Origin of the sequence: Pseudomonas sp. 15A4, from assembly GCF_016925575.1 — a bacterium.
GTDB lineage: Bacteria > Pseudomonadota > Gammaproteobacteria > Pseudomonadales > Pseudomonadaceae > Aquipseudomonas.
On the sequence record NZ_CP068986.1, the window covers coordinates 1,324,743 to 1,338,886 of the forward strand.

General features: G+C 61.2%; 13 protein-coding genes and 3 pseudogenes. 6 read left to right on the forward strand and 10 right to left on the reverse strand.

Annotation, left to right across the window (positions count from 1 at the left end; translation table 11 throughout):
• Positions 1–5: 5 nt before the first annotated feature.
• Both proC and JN403_RS05870 read right to left on the reverse strand, forming a co-directional pair.
• Positions 6–824, reverse strand: coding sequence for a pyrroline-5-carboxylate reductase (proC, locus tag JN403_RS05865; protein WP_205486092.1), 819 nt, complete (start codon positions 822–824; stop codon positions 6–8).
• Positions 825–848: 24 nt separating this feature from the next.
• A complete protein-coding gene (locus JN403_RS05870; RefSeq protein WP_122624413.1) occupies positions 849–1,535 on the reverse strand; it encodes a YggS family pyridoxal phosphate-dependent enzyme in 687 nt (228 codons plus the stop codon).
• Positions 1,536–1,589: 54 nt separating this feature from the next.
• On the opposite strand from JN403_RS05870, the pseudogene JN403_RS05875 reads away from it, so the two are divergent.
• Positions 1,590–2,623: pseudogene (locus tag JN403_RS05875) on the forward strand (type IV pilus twitching motility protein PilT).
• A 70-nt stretch (positions 2,624–2,693) separates the two neighbouring features.
• On the opposite strand, the gene JN403_RS05880 reads toward JN403_RS05875, so the two are convergent.
• Positions 2,694–3,425: a C40 family peptidase gene (locus tag JN403_RS05880; RefSeq protein WP_122624414.1), complete on the reverse strand. Its 732-nt coding sequence runs from the start codon at positions 3,423–3,425 to the stop codon at positions 2,694–2,696.
• Between the two features lie 250 nt (positions 3,426–3,675).
• Here JN403_RS05880 and JN403_RS05885 point away from each other — a divergent pair, with 250 nt between their 5' ends.
• Positions 3,676–4,092 (forward strand): TM2 domain-containing protein, encoded by a 417-nt coding sequence (locus tag JN403_RS05885; protein ID WP_122536400.1) that lies wholly within the window; start codon positions 3,676–3,678, stop codon positions 4,090–4,092.
• Positions 4,093–4,304: 212 nt separating this feature from the next.
• On the opposite strand, the gene JN403_RS05890 is transcribed toward JN403_RS05885, so the two are convergent.
• The 7 genes and pseudogenes from JN403_RS05890 to gshB all read right to left on the reverse strand — a co-directional run bounded on the left by JN403_RS05890 (position 4,305) and on the right by gshB (position 10,332).
• The gene (locus JN403_RS05890; RefSeq protein WP_122536401.1) at positions 4,305–5,576 is read right to left on the reverse strand and encodes a dihydroorotase; all 1,272 of its coding nucleotides are present in this window, start codon (positions 5,574–5,576) and stop codon (positions 4,305–4,307) included.
• The gene (locus JN403_RS05895) at positions 5,573–6,577 is read right to left on the reverse strand and encodes an aspartate carbamoyltransferase catalytic subunit (RefSeq protein ID WP_205486095.1); all 1,005 of its coding nucleotides are present in this window, start codon (positions 6,575–6,577) and stop codon (positions 5,573–5,575) included. Before JN403_RS05895 ends, JN403_RS05890 begins: the two co-directional genes overlap by 4 nt.
• A gap of 12 nt (positions 6,578–6,589) precedes the next feature.
• Positions 6,590–7,111, reverse strand: a complete 522-nt coding sequence (gene pyrR / locus JN403_RS05900) for a bifunctional pyr operon transcriptional regulator/uracil phosphoribosyltransferase PyrR (RefSeq protein ID WP_122536402.1) — start codon at positions 7,109–7,111, stop codon at positions 6,590–6,592.
• Positions 7,112–7,187: 76 nt separating this feature from the next.
• Complete coding sequence (ruvX, locus tag JN403_RS05905; RefSeq protein WP_205486098.1) at positions 7,188–7,625, reverse strand: Holliday junction resolvase RuvX; 438 nt, start codon at positions 7,623–7,625, stop codon at positions 7,188–7,190.
• The gene (locus tag JN403_RS05910; protein WP_122536404.1) at positions 7,625–8,194 is read right to left on the reverse strand and encodes a YqgE/AlgH family protein; all 570 of its coding nucleotides are present in this window, start codon (positions 8,192–8,194) and stop codon (positions 7,625–7,627) included. The genes ruvX and JN403_RS05910 overlap by 1 nt, the downstream gene beginning before the upstream one ends.
• 107 nt (positions 8,195–8,301) lie before the next feature.
• The gene (locus JN403_RS05915; protein ID WP_205486101.1) at positions 8,302–9,204 is read right to left on the reverse strand and encodes an energy transducer TonB; all 903 of its coding nucleotides are present in this window, start codon (positions 9,202–9,204) and stop codon (positions 8,302–8,304) included.
• A 172-nt stretch (positions 9,205–9,376) separates the two neighbouring features.
• A pseudogene (gshB, locus tag JN403_RS05920) lies at positions 9,377–10,332 on the reverse strand (glutathione synthase).
• Positions 10,333–10,573: 241 nt separating this feature from the next.
• On the opposite strand from gshB, the gene pilG reads away from it, so the two are divergent.
• From pilG to JN403_RS05940, 4 genes and pseudogenes are all read left to right on the forward strand, one after another.
• Positions 10,574–10,984, forward strand: a complete 411-nt coding sequence (pilG, locus tag JN403_RS05925; RefSeq protein ID WP_065991170.1) for a twitching motility response regulator PilG — start codon at positions 10,574–10,576, stop codon at positions 10,982–10,984.
• A gap of 45 nt (positions 10,985–11,029) precedes the next feature.
• Positions 11,030–11,395: a twitching motility response regulator PilH gene (pilH, locus tag JN403_RS05930; RefSeq protein WP_065991171.1), complete on the forward strand. Its 366-nt coding sequence runs from the start codon at positions 11,030–11,032 to the stop codon at positions 11,393–11,395.
• Positions 11,396–11,411: 16 nt separating this feature from the next.
• A pseudogene (locus tag JN403_RS05935) lies at positions 11,412–11,950 on the forward strand (chemotaxis protein CheW).
• A 75-nt stretch (positions 11,951–12,025) separates the two neighbouring features.
• On the forward strand, positions 12,026–14,062 hold the full coding sequence (locus JN403_RS05940; RefSeq protein WP_122536408.1) for a methyl-accepting chemotaxis protein: 2,037 nt from the start codon (positions 12,026–12,028) through the stop codon (positions 14,060–14,062).
• Positions 14,063–14,144: the final 82 nt, after the last annotated feature.

Below are 14,144 nucleotides of genomic sequence, written 5' to 3' on the forward strand. Positions count from 1 at the left end.
GCTCCTTATTTGCCCAGCTGTTCGGCGAGTTCGGCGGAGCGATGTGCAGCGGCGCCCAGCGCCTTCTCCACAATGGCTTCGAAGCCATCGGCCTGGAAAGATTTGATGGCGGCTTCAGTGGTGCCCGCAGGGGATGTCACTCGGCGACGCAGTTCGGCCGCATCGACGTCGCTGCCGGTGGCCATCAATGCCGCGCCCAGCGCGGTTTGCAGGGTGAGTTTGCTAGCCACGTCAGCCGGCAGGCCGAGTTTGACGCCTGCGGCCGTCATGGCTTCGATCAGCAGGAAGAAATACGCCGGGCCGCTGCCTGACACCGCCGTCACCGCGTCGATGTGGGCTTCTTCATCGACCCACAGTGCAATCCCGACCGCCGACAGCAATGTCTCGGCCTGCTCGCGTTGGGCCGGAGTGACGTCCGCCGTGGCGTACAGGCCGCTGACACCTTGGCGCAACAGCGCCGGGGTATTCGGCATGCAGCGCACGAGGGGTTGCTCGCCCAGCCAGGCCCTCATGCTGGCGCAGGTGATCCCGGCGGCGATGGATACGATCAATTGATGAGGCTTGAGTGCCGGCTTCAGCGCTTCGCACACCGATTTCATCATCTGCGGCTTAACCGCCAGCAGCACCACATCGGCGCCTTCGACGGCCTCGGCGTTGTCGGCGACCACTTTGATGCCGTGTTCTTTTGCCACGCGCTCGCGGGTTTCTGCGCCAGGATCGCTGGCACGGATCAGCTCAGCGCCGACGCCTTGGGCGCGCATGCCACCAATCAGGCTGGCAGCCATGTTGCCGGCGCCGACGAACGCGATACGGGTTTTGCTCATGAACGGTTTCCTGTGGGGCAAAGGTTAGGGCTGCCCATAATTGCGGGCGCCAAAGAGGGCGGTGCCGATCCGCACCCAGGTCGCACCTTGTGCGATGGCGGCTTCGAGGTCGTGGCTCATGCCCATGGAAAGCGTGTCCAGCGGCAGGCCCAGTTGTGCCTGCAGGGTGCTGACGGCAGCGAACGACGCGTTCTGCTCGTCGCGATCATCGGTGGGTTCGGGAATGGCCATCAGGCCGCGCAGTTTCAAGTTGGGCAGCACGCTGATGGCTTGGGCCAGTGCGGGCAGGTCTTCAGGGGCGCAGCCTGACTTGCTGGCCTCGCCGCTGACGTTGACCTGAATGCAGATGTTCAGTGGCGGCAGTTCTGGCGGACGCTGCTCAGACAAACGCTGTGCGATTTTCAGACGGTCCACGGAATGCACCCAGGCAAAGTGCTCGGCGATGGCGCGAGTCTTGTTGGACTGGATGGGGCCGATGAAATGCCAGATCAAGGGCAGGTCGCTTAATTCAGCCTGTTTGCCGAGGGCTTCCTGAAGGTAATTCTCGCCGAAATCGCGGAGTCCGGCGTCGTAGGCTTCCCGCAGGTCGCTCGCCGGTTTGGTCTTGCTCACCGCCAACAGGCCGACAGAGGCCGGGTCGCGCTGTACCGCTTGCGCCGCGCTACGAATTCGCTCGGCGAGCGTTGAAATGTTCTCTGCTATCGTGGACATTGATTTGCGCCAGCAGGGCTAAAGTCTGCGGCATTCTATGTGATGAGGAGCTGTATGGATATTACCGAGCTGCTGGCCTTCAGTGCCAAGCAAGGCGCGTCGGACTTGCATCTCTCTGCCGGCCTGCCACCGATGATTCGCGTCGATGGTGATGTGCGGCGGATCAATCTGCCCGCACTGGACCAGAAAGAGGTTCAGGCGCTGATCTACGACATCATGAACGACAGGCAGCGTAAGGACTTTGAGGAAGATCTGGAGACAGACTTTTCCTTCGAAGTGCCGGGCGTCGCGCGCTTCCGGGTCAACGCGTTCAACCAGAATCGCGGCGCCGGCGCGGTGTTCCGGACCATTCCATCCAAGGTCCTGAGCATGGAAGAGCTGGGCATGGGCGAAGTGTTTCGCAAGATTACCGACGTGCCCCGCGGCCTGGTTTTGGTCACCGGCCCGACCGGCTCGGGCAAATCGACCACGCTCGCGGCCATGGTCGATTACCTGAACAGCAACAAACACCACCACATCCTCACCATCGAAGACCCGATCGAATTCGTTCATGAGTCCAAAAAAGCCTGATCAACCAGCGCGAAGTCCATCGCGACACACACGGCTTTGCCGAAGCACTGCGGTCGGCGCTGCGGGAAGACCCTGACGTGATTCTGGTAGGTGAGCTGCGCGACCTTGAGACCATCCGCCTGGCGCTGACGGCGGCAGAAACCGGCCACCTGGTGTTCGGCACGCTGCACACCACGTCCGCTGCCAAGAGCATCGACCGTATTGTCGATGTGTTCCCGGCGCAGGAAAAGTCGATGATCCGCTCGATGCTTTCCGAGTCGCTTCACGCCATCGTGTCTCAGGCGCTGCTGAAGAAGGTTGGGGGAGGACGGGTTGCTGCTCACGAGATCATGATCGGCACGTCGGCGATTCGTAACCTGATCCGCGAGGACAAGGTGGCGCAGATGTATTCGTCGATTCAGACCGGGGGATCGCTGGGGATGCAGACGCTGGACATGTGCCTGAAGGATCTGATCAGCAAGGGGCTGATCACGCGTGAGAGTGCGCGGGAGAAGGCGAAAACGCCGGATAATTTCTGATCTGGAAGGCAAACGACTGTGGGGAGCGAATCAATTCGCTCCCCACAGTGTTTTCAGGCGGTGTGTGCGATCAACGCTGGGCGATGCGCACAGTGCCCTTCTGGCTCGGCGGCTGCTTTGGCAGCACACGCTTTGCGACGACGTAATGGCTGTCCCAGTACGGCTTCTTCAGCGTATCGATCGTCACGGATTTGCCACGGCGTGGCGCGTGAACGAAACGGTCGTTGCCGAGGTAGATGGCAACATGGTTCACCTTGCGGCTCTTGATGTTGAAAAACAGCAAGTCGCCCGGCTTCAAATCCTTGCGGTCTACCTTTTGACCGTGACCTTCGGCCATGGCGTTGGACGTGCGCGGCAGATCGACTTCGCTCACGTCGTTGAAGGCATATTTCACCAGCCCGCTGCAGTCGAACCCTTTTGTTGGGCTGGTGCCGCCCCAACGATAAGGAGTACCGATGGCGTTAACGGCCCGGTTGACCACAGTGCTGCTCTGTTTGGTACCCATCTGCGCCGTGTTGGCCAGGGCGACAGTGTTCTGCGAAATTTTGCGAGTGCTGCGGGACGATTTACCCTTAACAGCTTTGGCTCGCTTGCCAGAGGACTCGAGTGGAGTAGCCGTCTGTTCCAGTGCAGCCATTGCAGCCCGTTGAGCAGCAATATTGCGTGAAACGGATTCCGGCGACTCGGACCTGGCGGTGAAACCGGTGAAGCTCGGTGGAAGCGTTTGCTCACGATTGGTGGCGTGGGCGGCCAGTGGCATAAATAGACAAATAGTCAGCCATGTCTTGAAAAATGGACGCATTAGGCAGGGCTCATGTTGGTCAGCGCGCAACTTTATAACAGCTTTTTGCGAAATTCTGAGCCCCCTTGTCGAACAATTTACTGCCCTTGAAGTCAGTTTTGGCGGCAAAATCGTCAGCTTGCTTGCCTGATCACCTTGCAGAACAAGGGTTTGCACGATTGAAAAGAGGTTCAAGCCATACGTCGGACGGCGTCACTAAAGTCACAAAACTTACGCATATTTTTTTCTATTGCAGCAGACGAGGTCAACAATGAACACCTATCAACCCGACGTTCAACGTCCTGATACCCACAGCAAGGTCATGGGCTATTTGCTTTGGATTGTGGGATTTACCGGCGCTCATCGCTTCTACTACGGCAAACCGGTCACCGGCACGATTTGGTTCTTTACGCTGGGGCTGTTGGGCATTGGCTGGCTGATCGACCTGTTCCTGATTCCGGCGATGGATCGGGAAGCGGACCTGCGATTCAACGCAGGTGCGACCGATTACAGCCTCGCCTGGATTCTGCTGACCTTTCTGGGCGTGTTCGGTGTGCACCGGATGTATCAGGGCAAATGGATCACCGGGATCATTTACCTGTTCACCGGAGGTTTGGCGCTGCTGGGCGTGCTGTACGACTTCTGGACGCTGAATGACCAGATCTCGGTGAAGAACGCTCGCCGGTAATAGCGGTTGCTTTGGGCTCGTCCGTGGAAGTGAGAGAAATCATCCCACCATGAGGCGAGTCATCGGTGAAGGCAACGCGCGACACAAAACCTGTGGGAGTGAGCTTGCTCACGAAGAGGGCGTATCAGTCGCCGAAGATTTATCGGATGTACTAACCTCTTCGCGAGCAAGCTCGCTCCCACATAATCAACGTCTGCCTGAGGTTGGGCATCTCACCCGTTATAGCTAACCCGCCCATCCACAAACGTGTACTTCACGGCGCTCGGCAGGCAATGGCCGAGGAACGGGCAGTTTTCGCCTCTCGACAGCCACTTCTCGCCTACAACCGTAGATGCGGCGGGATCGAACAGCACCACGTCCGCAGGCGAGCCGGCGGTCAGCGTTCCGGCCGGCAGGCGCAGCGCAGCGGCGGGTCCGGAGCTGAGGCGTGCCAGCAGCGTCGGCAGGTCCAGCAGGCCGTCTTCGACCAGCGTCATCGCCAGGGGCAGCAACAACTCTACGCTGCTGATGCCCGGCTCGGTCGCGCCAAACGGGGCCAGTTTTGCGTCACGCTCATGGGGTTGGTGATGACTGGAGATCGCCTGCACCACGCCCGACTTCACCGCTTCACGCAATGCGTCGCGGTCTGCACGGGTGCGCAGCGGCGGCTGCACGTGGTACAGGCTCGAGAAGCCGGTCAGTGCTTCATCGGTCAGGATCAACTGATACAGCGCCACGTCTGCCGTCACAGGCAGGCCTCGCGCTTGCGCCTGGGCAATCAAGGCCACGCCGCGCGCACTGGTCAGTTGCGTGAAATGAGCGCGCACACCGCTTTGCTCGACCAGCAGCAGGTCACGTGCCAGTGCCACCGTCTCAGCCGTTTCCGGAATGCCCGGCAAACCCAGAAACGCAGCCGTCGGGCCGTCGTGGGCCAGGCCGCCTTCAGCAAGGTCGTGGTCCTGGGAATTGAAAATCACAGTCAGATCGAACGTCGCCGCGTATTCGAGCGCGCGGCACAGCGTGCGATTGCTGCGGAAATTCACCATGCCGTTGGTGAACGCCACGCAGCCGGCGTCGCGCAGGGCAATCAGCTCGGCCAGTTGCTCGCCTTCCAGACCCTTGCTCAAGGCGCCGATCGGAAAGACCTTGCTGTGGCCGGCTTCGCGGGCGCGGTCCAGAATCAGCTCGGCAACGGCGGAGGTGTCGAGCACCGGTTTTGTACGCGGCGGACAGCACAGGCTGGTGACGCCGCCTGCTGCTGCTGCGCGGGTTTCGCTGGCGATGCTGCCCTTGCGGCTGTAACCCGGCTCGCGCAACGACACGTTCAGGTCGACCAGCCCGGGGGCAGCGATCAGGCCGGCGGCGTCGATGGTTTCCATAGGGCTGAAGTCGGCAGGTGCCGCGCCGAGGGCAAGAACCTTTCCCGCTTCAAGATGGATGTCGGTGACTTGATCCAGACCGCTGACAGGGTCGATGACGCGAGCGCCGAGGATGCTGAACTTCACTGGGCGATCTCCTGCTCGAACTGACGTTGGGCGGTTTGGCCACTCATGGCCATGGACAGAACGGCCATGCGCACCGCAATGCCGTAGGTCACTTGGTTGAGAATCACCGAATGAGGGCCGTCTGCTACTGCCGATTCGATCTCTACGCCGCGGTTGATCGGGCCCGGATGCATTACGATGGCATCGGGCTTGGCGCCGGCCAGGCGTGCGGTGGTCAGGCCGAACAAGCGGTAGAACTCACCCTCGCTCGGCAGCAGGCCGCCCGACATGCGCTCGCGTTGCAGGCGCAGCATGATCACCACGTCGACGTCCTTCAGGCCCTCGTTCAGATCGGTGTACACCTTCACGCCGTATTGCTCGACGCCCACCGGCAGCAGCGTTTTTGGCGCGACCACGCGGATGTCCGGGCAGCCCAGCGCTTTGAGCGCGATCATGTTCGAGCGCGCGACGCGGGAATGCAGAATATCGCCAACGATCGCCACCGAGAGGTTCTCGAAATTGCCCTTGTGGCGGCGAATGGTCAGCATGTCCAGCATGCCCTGGGTCGGGTGCGCGTGACGGCCGTCGCCGCCGTTGATGATCGCCACCTGCGGGCTGACATGTTCGGCGATGAAGTGCGCCGCACCGGAGTCACCGTGGCGCACGACGAACATGTCGGCGGCCATGGCCTCAAGGTTGCGCAGCGTATCGAACAGCGTCTCGCCCTTACTGGTCGAGGAGGTCGACACGTTCAACGTGATGACATCCGCCGACAACCTCTGCGCCGCCAGTTCGAACGTGGTGCGGGTGCGGGTCGAATTCTCGAAGAACACGTTGCACACGGTCTTGCCGCGCAGCAACGGGACCTTCTTCACCGCCCGGGCGCCGACTTCGAGGAACGAGTCGGCGGTGTCGAGGATTTCGGTGAGCAGTTCGCGGGGCAAACCGTCGAGGGAGAGAAAGTGCTGCAGTTGGCCCTGATGGTTCAGTTGCAGCGGGCGCTTGGCGTCGAGAGGCGTCATCGCAAAGGACTCTTAGAGGGCGGCGGAATCGGTGGAAAGGTCTTGCAGTTCAAGCGTCAGCGGCGTTGGCCCGGACAGCTTGACCCGTTCGTTCGGCCCCAGTGACAGGGTCGCGCCCGTCACGTTCGGGCGGATTGGCAGGTCGGCGGCGTCCAGATCCAGCAGCGACACCAGGGTCACGCTGGCCGGCCGGCCGTAATCGAACAGTTCGTTGAGCGCTGCACGAATGGTGCGCCCGCTCATCAGCACGTCATCGATCAGCACCAGGTGCTGGCCTTCGATCTCGAACGGCAGCTCCGAGGGGCGCACTTGCGGGTGCAAGCCGTTCTGGCTGAAGTCGTCGCGATAAAAGGAGACGTCCAGCGTGCCCAGCGGGGACTCAATGTTGAGGGCCTCGAGAAGCGCCTGCGCGACCCACACGCCACCGGTGCGAATGCCGATGAAGCGAGGCTCCTGGATGCCGCGTTTGTTCAGGTGCGCGTCGAGATCAATCGCCATCTGGCTGATCAGTTCGGCGGGATTTGGCAGGCTCATGGTTGCTCCTTCAGGTGCCCCGGCGTCCGCTGCACGAACGTCCGGAGTAAATCGAATTCGGTGCAGCGTAGATGGATCAGGTTTCAAACAGCGCGGTATTGGCTTCCAACCAGCTTTGCAGCAGAAGCGCTGCGGCGATCGCATCTACGGGGTTATCCCGATAGCTGCCGTGCTGGCCGCGGGAGGCGCGTTCGCCTTTGGCTTCAAAGGTGGTCAGCCGTTCGTCATGGGTGTAGACCGGCAGGTTGAAGCGGCCGTTGAGCTTGCGTGAAAACTTCTCGGCGCGTGCGCTCATCTCGCTCGGCGTGCCGTCCATGTTCAGCGGCAGGCCGACGACGATGGCGTCCGGTTTCCACTCGCTGATCAGCGCCTGAACCTTGTCCCAGTCCGGCACGCCGTTCTGCGCTTTCAATGTGCAGAGTTCGCGGGCCTGCCCGGTGATCACCTGGCCGACCGCCACGCCGATCTGTTTGGTGCCGTAGTCGAACCCCAGCAACAGGCGCAGTGCGGCCATCAGGCGTGGCCCGCCTGGCTGGTCAGCAAGTTGAGGTTGACGCCCAGTTTGGCGGCGGCGGCGTTGAGCCGGTCTTCGCTTTCCACCTCGAACAGGATTGCCGGGTCGAACGCGCAGTTGAGCCAGGCGTTGGCTGCAAACTCGGCGTCCAGCTGGCCTGCGTCCCAGCCGGCATAGCCGAGTGTGATCAGATTTTGATCAGGGCCGTAGCCATCTGCGATGGAGAAGAGCACGTCCTGGGAAGTCGAGAGCGAAATGCCACCCAGGTCGACCGTCGCCTGGAAGACCTGACCGGAAGGGTGCAGGACAAAGCCGCGATCGGTTTGCACCGGCCCGCCGAGGTGGATGGCAATATCCCTGCACCGCGCAGGAGGCGGCAATTCGGGACGCAGCTGTTCAAGGACATCTGCCAGCGACAGGCTTTGCGGTCGGTTGATGATCAGGCCCATGGCGCCATTGGCGTTGTGCTCGACGATGTAGGTCAAGGTCTGGGCGAAGTTCTCATCGTGCATGTGGGGCATGGCGATCAGAAACTGGTGTTTGAGGTACGACGGAGAGACGTTTTTCATGAGCCCTAGTGTGGCGTCGCGGGGCTGTTGTGACAACTGGCAGAACCGACTCGCGGGCGGATAAATCGCGACGCAGGTCAGGTTTCCTAGTGCGCGGCATTGGCTGATCAGTTACTCGACAGCTTGTCCCCGCGCGCGAATTTCCAGGTGCGGATGATTTCAAGCCGGTCGATATCGGCCAGATCGCCACTGAACGGCGCAAACGGTGCGGCCAGCCGGACAATCTTCTGCGCGGCCTGATCCAGCAGCGGCTGACCCGACGACTCGAGAACCAGTACCTCGTACAGTGAGCCGTCGCGATTGATCGAGACCATCATCCGCAGGCTGCCGTAGATCTGTTTGCGGCGCGCTTCGTCCGGATAATTCAGGTTGCCGATGCGCTCGATCTTCTTGCGCCAGTCTTCTTTATACCAGGCACCTTTTTCGCGCATGGTCGAGGCGGCGCTCAGGCGGTGGATCTTCGGACGCTTTGCGTAGGCCTGCTGCTCATCCGCCAGCTCGGCTTCGAGGCTGGCGATTTCGCTGTTCAGCTGCGTGCTGTCGATGGTCGGTGCGACTTTTTTCTGTTCTTCCGGCTTGACCTCATCGCGCTTGGCGACGGTCTTTTGCGGAGACTGAGCTTTCGTGGCAACAGCGGTCTTCGGCGCGTCCTGCTTGACCACCGGTTTGGCGGCAGGCGGTGGCGTGACCTTATTGATCTGGTTGTCTTGATACGGGGCGATTTCGGTGGTCTTGGGCACCGCTTTCTTGTCGAGGGTGCCGCTGCCCTGCTGATTTTCCTGGGCGAGGAAGTCAGCGTCCTTGGGCTTGGTGTCACTTCTGAAAGGGGCGAGAGTGATCTCCAGGGTCTGGCTGATCTTTTCCGGTTTGACGTAAGTGAAACCGACGCCAAGGATGACGGCCAGATGCACCAGTGCGGCGATCATCAGGGTAAACCCGAGGCGATCGGCAGGGCGCACGCCAGTGCGGGTCAGGGACAGGGGGAGATCATCGTCGACCGCAGCGTTCATCCACGCTCCGGCAGCACATGTGCCAGCATTACTACTCACCTAGCGCAAAAATTCAGGCCGCGCATGATAACGCAATGTCAGGACTGGCTTGGCGTTTGATGTCACCGGGCCGATTAGTGGAAGGTGCCTTTCATTGTGGGAGTAATCAGCGTCACTCCCACAAGGAGCCGGGTTAAGCGCGCGCTTGCAGTTTCTTCTCGATCACATCCATCAGCATGCCGCCAATGTCCGTCCCGAACGCGTTGTCGATCTCGCGGATGCAGGTCGGGCTGGTGACGTTGATTTCGGTCAGGTGCTCGCCAATCACGTCCAGGCCTACAAACAGCAGGCCTTTTTCCCGCAGCGTCGGGCCGATCTCGGCGGCGATCCAGCGGTCGCGGTCACTCAGGGGACGGGCTTCGCCACGACCGCCAGCGGCCAGATTGCCTCGTGTTTCGCCAGCGGCCGGGATCCTTGCCAGGCAATACGGAACCGGTTCGCCGTCAACCATCAGAATGCGCTTGTCGCCATCTTTGATCGCCGGCAGATACGCCTGCGCCATGATCTGCTCATGGCCATGCTTGGTCAGGGTTTCGAGGATCACCGACAGGTTCGGGTCACCGACGCGGTGGCGGAAGATCGACGCGCCGCCCATGCCGTCCAGCGGCTTGAGAATGACATCGCCGTGTTTGGCGGCGAACTCACGGATGATGTCCGCACGACGGCTGACCAGCGTGGGCGGCGTGCATTGCGGGAACAGCGTGGCGAACAGCTTCTCGTTGCAGTCACGCAGGCTTTGCGGCTTGTTGACCACCAGCACGCCGGCGCGCTCGGCTTGTTCGAGCAGATAGGTGGAGTAGACGAACTCCATGTCGAACGGCGGATCCTTGCGCATCAGGATCACGTCCAGATCATCCAGACCGCTGTCGACTTCGGCTTCCAGCTCGAACCAGTGGGCCGGGTCGGCGAAGACTTTCAGCGGTTTCATGCGGGCGCGGGCCTGGCCGGCGTCCTGGTACAGGTCGTGCTGCTCCATATAGAACAACGACCAGCCGCGGGCTTGCGCTGCCAGGAGCATGGCCAGCGAGCTGTCCTTTTATAGGAGATGCGCTCGATGGGGTCCATGACGATTCCCAGGCGAATGCTCATGGGTAATATCCTCTGATCGGTAATGGCCACGACAGGCCGAAAATAGGCGTCAGGGTGGCGCCGCGCCGGCTTTGGGTCAAGGGGCAAGGCTTTATGGATTGACCGTGGAGAGTGTGCTAAAAAGGCTCGGCATCCGGTGTCGCGCCAGCTGTCTCTGGCGCCTCCCGATCATCCCGACCCAAAACCAGATGCCCGGCGGAAGGCAACCCATCTGATTCGCCGCGGCGATGGTAGAGCAGATATGGAACAGCATTCAGCCCCATTGAAAGTGATGGTCATCGACGACTCCCGGACGATTCGTCGCACCGCCGAGACGCTGCTGAAAAACGTCGGCTGTGAAGTGATCACCGCCATCGACGGCTTCGACGCACTGGCCAAGATTGCCGACAATCATCCCAGAATCATTTTCGTCGACATCATGATGCCCAGGCTCGACGGGTATCAGACGTGCGCGTTGATCAAGAACAACCGGGCCTTCAAATCCACGCCGGTGATCATGTTGTCCTCAAGGGACGGGCTCTTCGACAAGGCCAAGGGGCGCATCGTCGGTTCCGATCAGTTTTTGACCAAACCGTTCAGCAAGGAAGAACTGCTCAGTGCGATCAAGGCCCATGTGCCCGGGTTCGTTGCAGTCGAACAACAACTATCTTGATGCCGACCCCCTCGTGGGGGACGGCTGTTTCTATGGGGAAGCACCATGGCTCGAATTCTGATCGTCGATGACTCGCCGACCGAAATGTACAAGCTGACCGGCATGCTGGAGAAGCACGGCCACCAGGTACTCAAGGCCGAGAACGGTGCCGACGGTGTGGCGCTGGCCCGTCAGGAAAAACCCGATGCCGTCTTGATGGACATCGTCATGCCGGGCCTCAACGGTTTTCAGGCGACCCGTCAGCTGACCAAAGACGCTGACACCAGCATGATCCCCGTCATCATGATCACCACTAAAGATCAGGAAACCGACAAGGTCTGGGGCAAACGCCAGGGCGCGCGGGATTACCTGACCAAGCCAGTGGACGAAGAAACCCTCATGAAAACCCTGAACGCGGTGCTCGCGGGCTGACCCCCGGCTGACGCTCATGGCTCGGTCACAAACCGCCTTCCAGCTGCTGCTCGATATTGACCAGCGCTGCCGCTCCTCGCTGCCGGCCTGCCGTTGCAGGAAACCCGACAACAAGGTTGGGGCGGCATTGGCTTCCGCATGGGCGAGCGCCATTACGTGGCGCCCATGGGCGAGGTCGACGAAATCCTTCACGAACCGCGCTGCGCGGTATTGCCGGGCGCCAAGGCGTGGGTTTGCGGCATCGCCAATCTGCGCGGCCGCTTGTTGCCGATCATGGATCTGTGCGCCTTCTTTGGTCACGAACTTTCACCCCATCGCAAACACCGGCGCGTGCTGGTCATCGATTTCGAGGGTGTGTTCGTCGGTCTGCTCATCGACGAGGTGTTGGGCATGCAGCATTTCAGCGAGCGGAGCCTGATGCCTGAAGCGGGTCACGACAGCGAACCCCGCGTCGCGCCTTACATACGGGGACGTTTTGTGCGCGAGCAGGCCTGGCAGGTGTTCAGCCCTCGCGCGCTGGTGCAGTCGGCTGAGTTTATGGACGTGGCGCTCTGATGCGCCGGGCTGAACAGTGCAGGTCCAGACGGCTGATACCCTTCCTAAATCGAACATCAGGCGGAGCCCTGAGCAATGAGTAATACCGGCAAGTCACTGGAAGGCGCGCGCAGTCGATCGCAGATCGTCGTGCTGTTCATCTGCCTCATCGTTTTCATCATGCTGCTGTTCGTCAACTTCGCGTACCTCAGCACGCAGTCCAACTACGACAAACAATACATCGGCCACGCCGGCGAGCTTCGCGTGCTGTCCCAGCGCATCGCCAAGAACGCCACGGAAGCGGCGGCGGGCAAGGCGGCGGCATTCAAGCTGCTGGCCGACGCGCGCAACGACTTCGACACGCGCTGGCAGTATTTGAAGAAAGGCGACAAGAACACCGGCCTGCCTGCTGCGCCCGCTGCGGTGAGCGATGAGCTGAAAGCGGTACAGAACGACTGGGAAAACCTGCGTAAAAGCACTGACGTGATTCTTGCCCGTGAGCAGACCGTGCTCTCGCTGCATCAGGTCGCGGCGACGCTCGCCGAGACCATTCCGCAATTGCAGATCGAATCCGAAAAGGTCGTCGACATTCTCCTGCAAACCCGTGCGCCCGCGGCTCAAGTGGCCCTCGCGCAGCGGCAGTCGCTGCTGGCCGAGCGGATACTGGGTGCGGTGAACACGGTGTTGTCCGGTGACGAAACCGCGGTTCAGGCAGCGGATGCTTTCGGTCGTGATGCCAGCCAGTTCGGGCGTGTGCTCAACGGCATGCTCGAAGGGAATGCCACCCTGAAAATCGCCCAGGTCGAAGACCGCGATGCGCGGGCGCGGCTGGCCGAGATTGCCGAGCTGTTCCAGTTCGTCTCGGGGTCGGTCGACGAAATCCTTGAAACCTCGCCGGAGCTGCTGGAAGTCCGTGAAGCGGCGGGCAGCATCTTCAACCTCTCGCAGACGCTCCTCGACGAAGCCTCGGTGCTGGCCAACAGTTTCGAGCACATGGCCGGTGGGCGCGCGGCGTACAGCTATGGCGGCTACATACTCGGCCTGCTGGCCCTGGCGTCGATCATCCTGATTGGCCTGGTGATGGTGCGCGAAACCAACCGGCAGCTGCGCGAAACCGCAGAGAAGAACGAGCGCAACCAGAACGCGATCATGCGCCTGCTCGACGAGATCGAAAACCTGGCGGACGGCGACCTTACCGTGGCCGCCTCGGTGACCGAGGATTTCACCGGCGCGATTGCCGATTCGATCAACTATTCCATCGACCAACTGCGCGAGTTGGTGTCGACCATCAACCTCACCGCCGAGCAAGTGTTCGGCGCCGTGAAAGACACGCAGACCACTGCGACCCAATTGGCCGCGGCGTCCGAGCATCAGGCGTTGCAGATCGCAGCGGCCTCTAACGCCATCCATGACATGGCGACTTCCATCGATCAGGTCTCGGCCAATGCGTCCGAGTCCGTTGCGGTGGCCGAGCGGTCTGTGACCATCGCCAACAAGGGCAACGAGGTGGTGCACAACACCATCACCGGGATGGACAACATCCGCGAGCAGATTCAGGACACGTCCAAGCGCATCAAGCGGTTGGGCGAGTCATCCCAGGAGATTGGCGACATCGTCAGCCTGATCGATGACATCGCCGACCAGACCAACATTCTTGCGCTCAACGCCGCGATCCAGGCCTCGATGGCCGGTGATGCCGGACGCGGTTTCGCGGTGGTGGCCGATGAGGTGCAGCGGCTGGCCGAGCGCTCGTCGTCAGCGACCAAGCAGATCGAAACGCTGGTGCGCGCGATTCAGAACGACACCAACGAAGCGGTGATCTCCATGGAGCAGACCACCGCCGAAGTGGTGCGCGGTGCGCGGCTGGCGCAGGACGCCGGTGTCGCACTGGAAGAAATTGAAGGCGTGTCGAAGATCCTCGCCGCGCTGGTCGAGAGCATCACCAATGCGGCGCAGCAGCAGGCTGAGTTGGGCCAGCAGATTTCGTCGACCATGCTGGTGATCCAGCAGACCACCACGCAGACCACCTCAGGCACGGCGGCGACTGCCCGGAGCATGGGCAATCTGGCGAAGATGGCCAGCGAGATGCGCCGCTCGGTGTCCGGCTTTACGCTGCCGACATCACGGCATTGATGGCCGTTGTGAGCGCCCGTTTGATAGCCCCGTTAATGCACCCGTTATCGCAAATGAAGCAGCGTCAGAACACAGGCAATCG

Excerpts from the sequence above, each read along its gene's own strand:
- proC (WP_205486092.1), bottom strand. The coding sequence starts at position 824 with ATGAGCAAAACCCGTATCGCGTTCGTCGGCGCCGGCAACATGGCTGCC.
- JN403_RS05870 (WP_122624413.1), bottom strand. The coding sequence starts at position 1,535 with ATGTCCACGATAGCAGAGAACATTTCAACGCTCGCCGAGCGAATTCGT.
- JN403_RS05880 (WP_122624414.1), bottom strand. The coding sequence starts at position 3,425 with ATGCGTCCATTTTTCAAGACATGGCTGACTATTTGTCTATTTATGCCA.
- JN403_RS05885 (WP_122536400.1), top strand. The coding sequence starts at position 3,676 with ATGAACACCTATCAACCCGACGTTCAACGTCCTGATACCCACAGCAAG.
- JN403_RS05895 (WP_205486095.1), bottom strand. The coding sequence starts at position 6,577 with ATGACGCCTCTCGACGCCAAGCGCCCGCTGCAACTGAACCATCAGGGC.
- pyrR (WP_122536402.1), bottom strand. The coding sequence starts at position 7,111 with ATGAGCCTGCCAAATCCCGCCGAACTGATCAGCCAGATGGCGATTGAT.
- ruvX (WP_205486098.1), bottom strand. The coding sequence starts at position 7,625 with ATGGCCGCACTGCGCCTGTTGCTGGGGTTCGACTACGGCACCAAACAG.
- JN403_RS05910 (WP_122536404.1), bottom strand. The coding sequence starts at position 8,194 with ATGAAAAACGTCTCTCCGTCGTACCTCAAACACCAGTTTCTGATCGCC.
- JN403_RS05915 (WP_205486101.1), bottom strand. The coding sequence starts at position 9,204 with ATGAACGCTGCGGTCGACGATGATCTCCCCCTGTCCCTGACCCGCACT.
- pilG (WP_065991170.1), top strand. The coding sequence starts at position 10,574 with ATGGAACAGCATTCAGCCCCATTGAAAGTGATGGTCATCGACGACTCC.
- pilH (WP_065991171.1), top strand. The coding sequence starts at position 11,030 with ATGGCTCGAATTCTGATCGTCGATGACTCGCCGACCGAAATGTACAAG.
- JN403_RS05940 (WP_122536408.1), top strand. The coding sequence starts at position 12,026 with ATGAGTAATACCGGCAAGTCACTGGAAGGCGCGCGCAGTCGATCGCAG.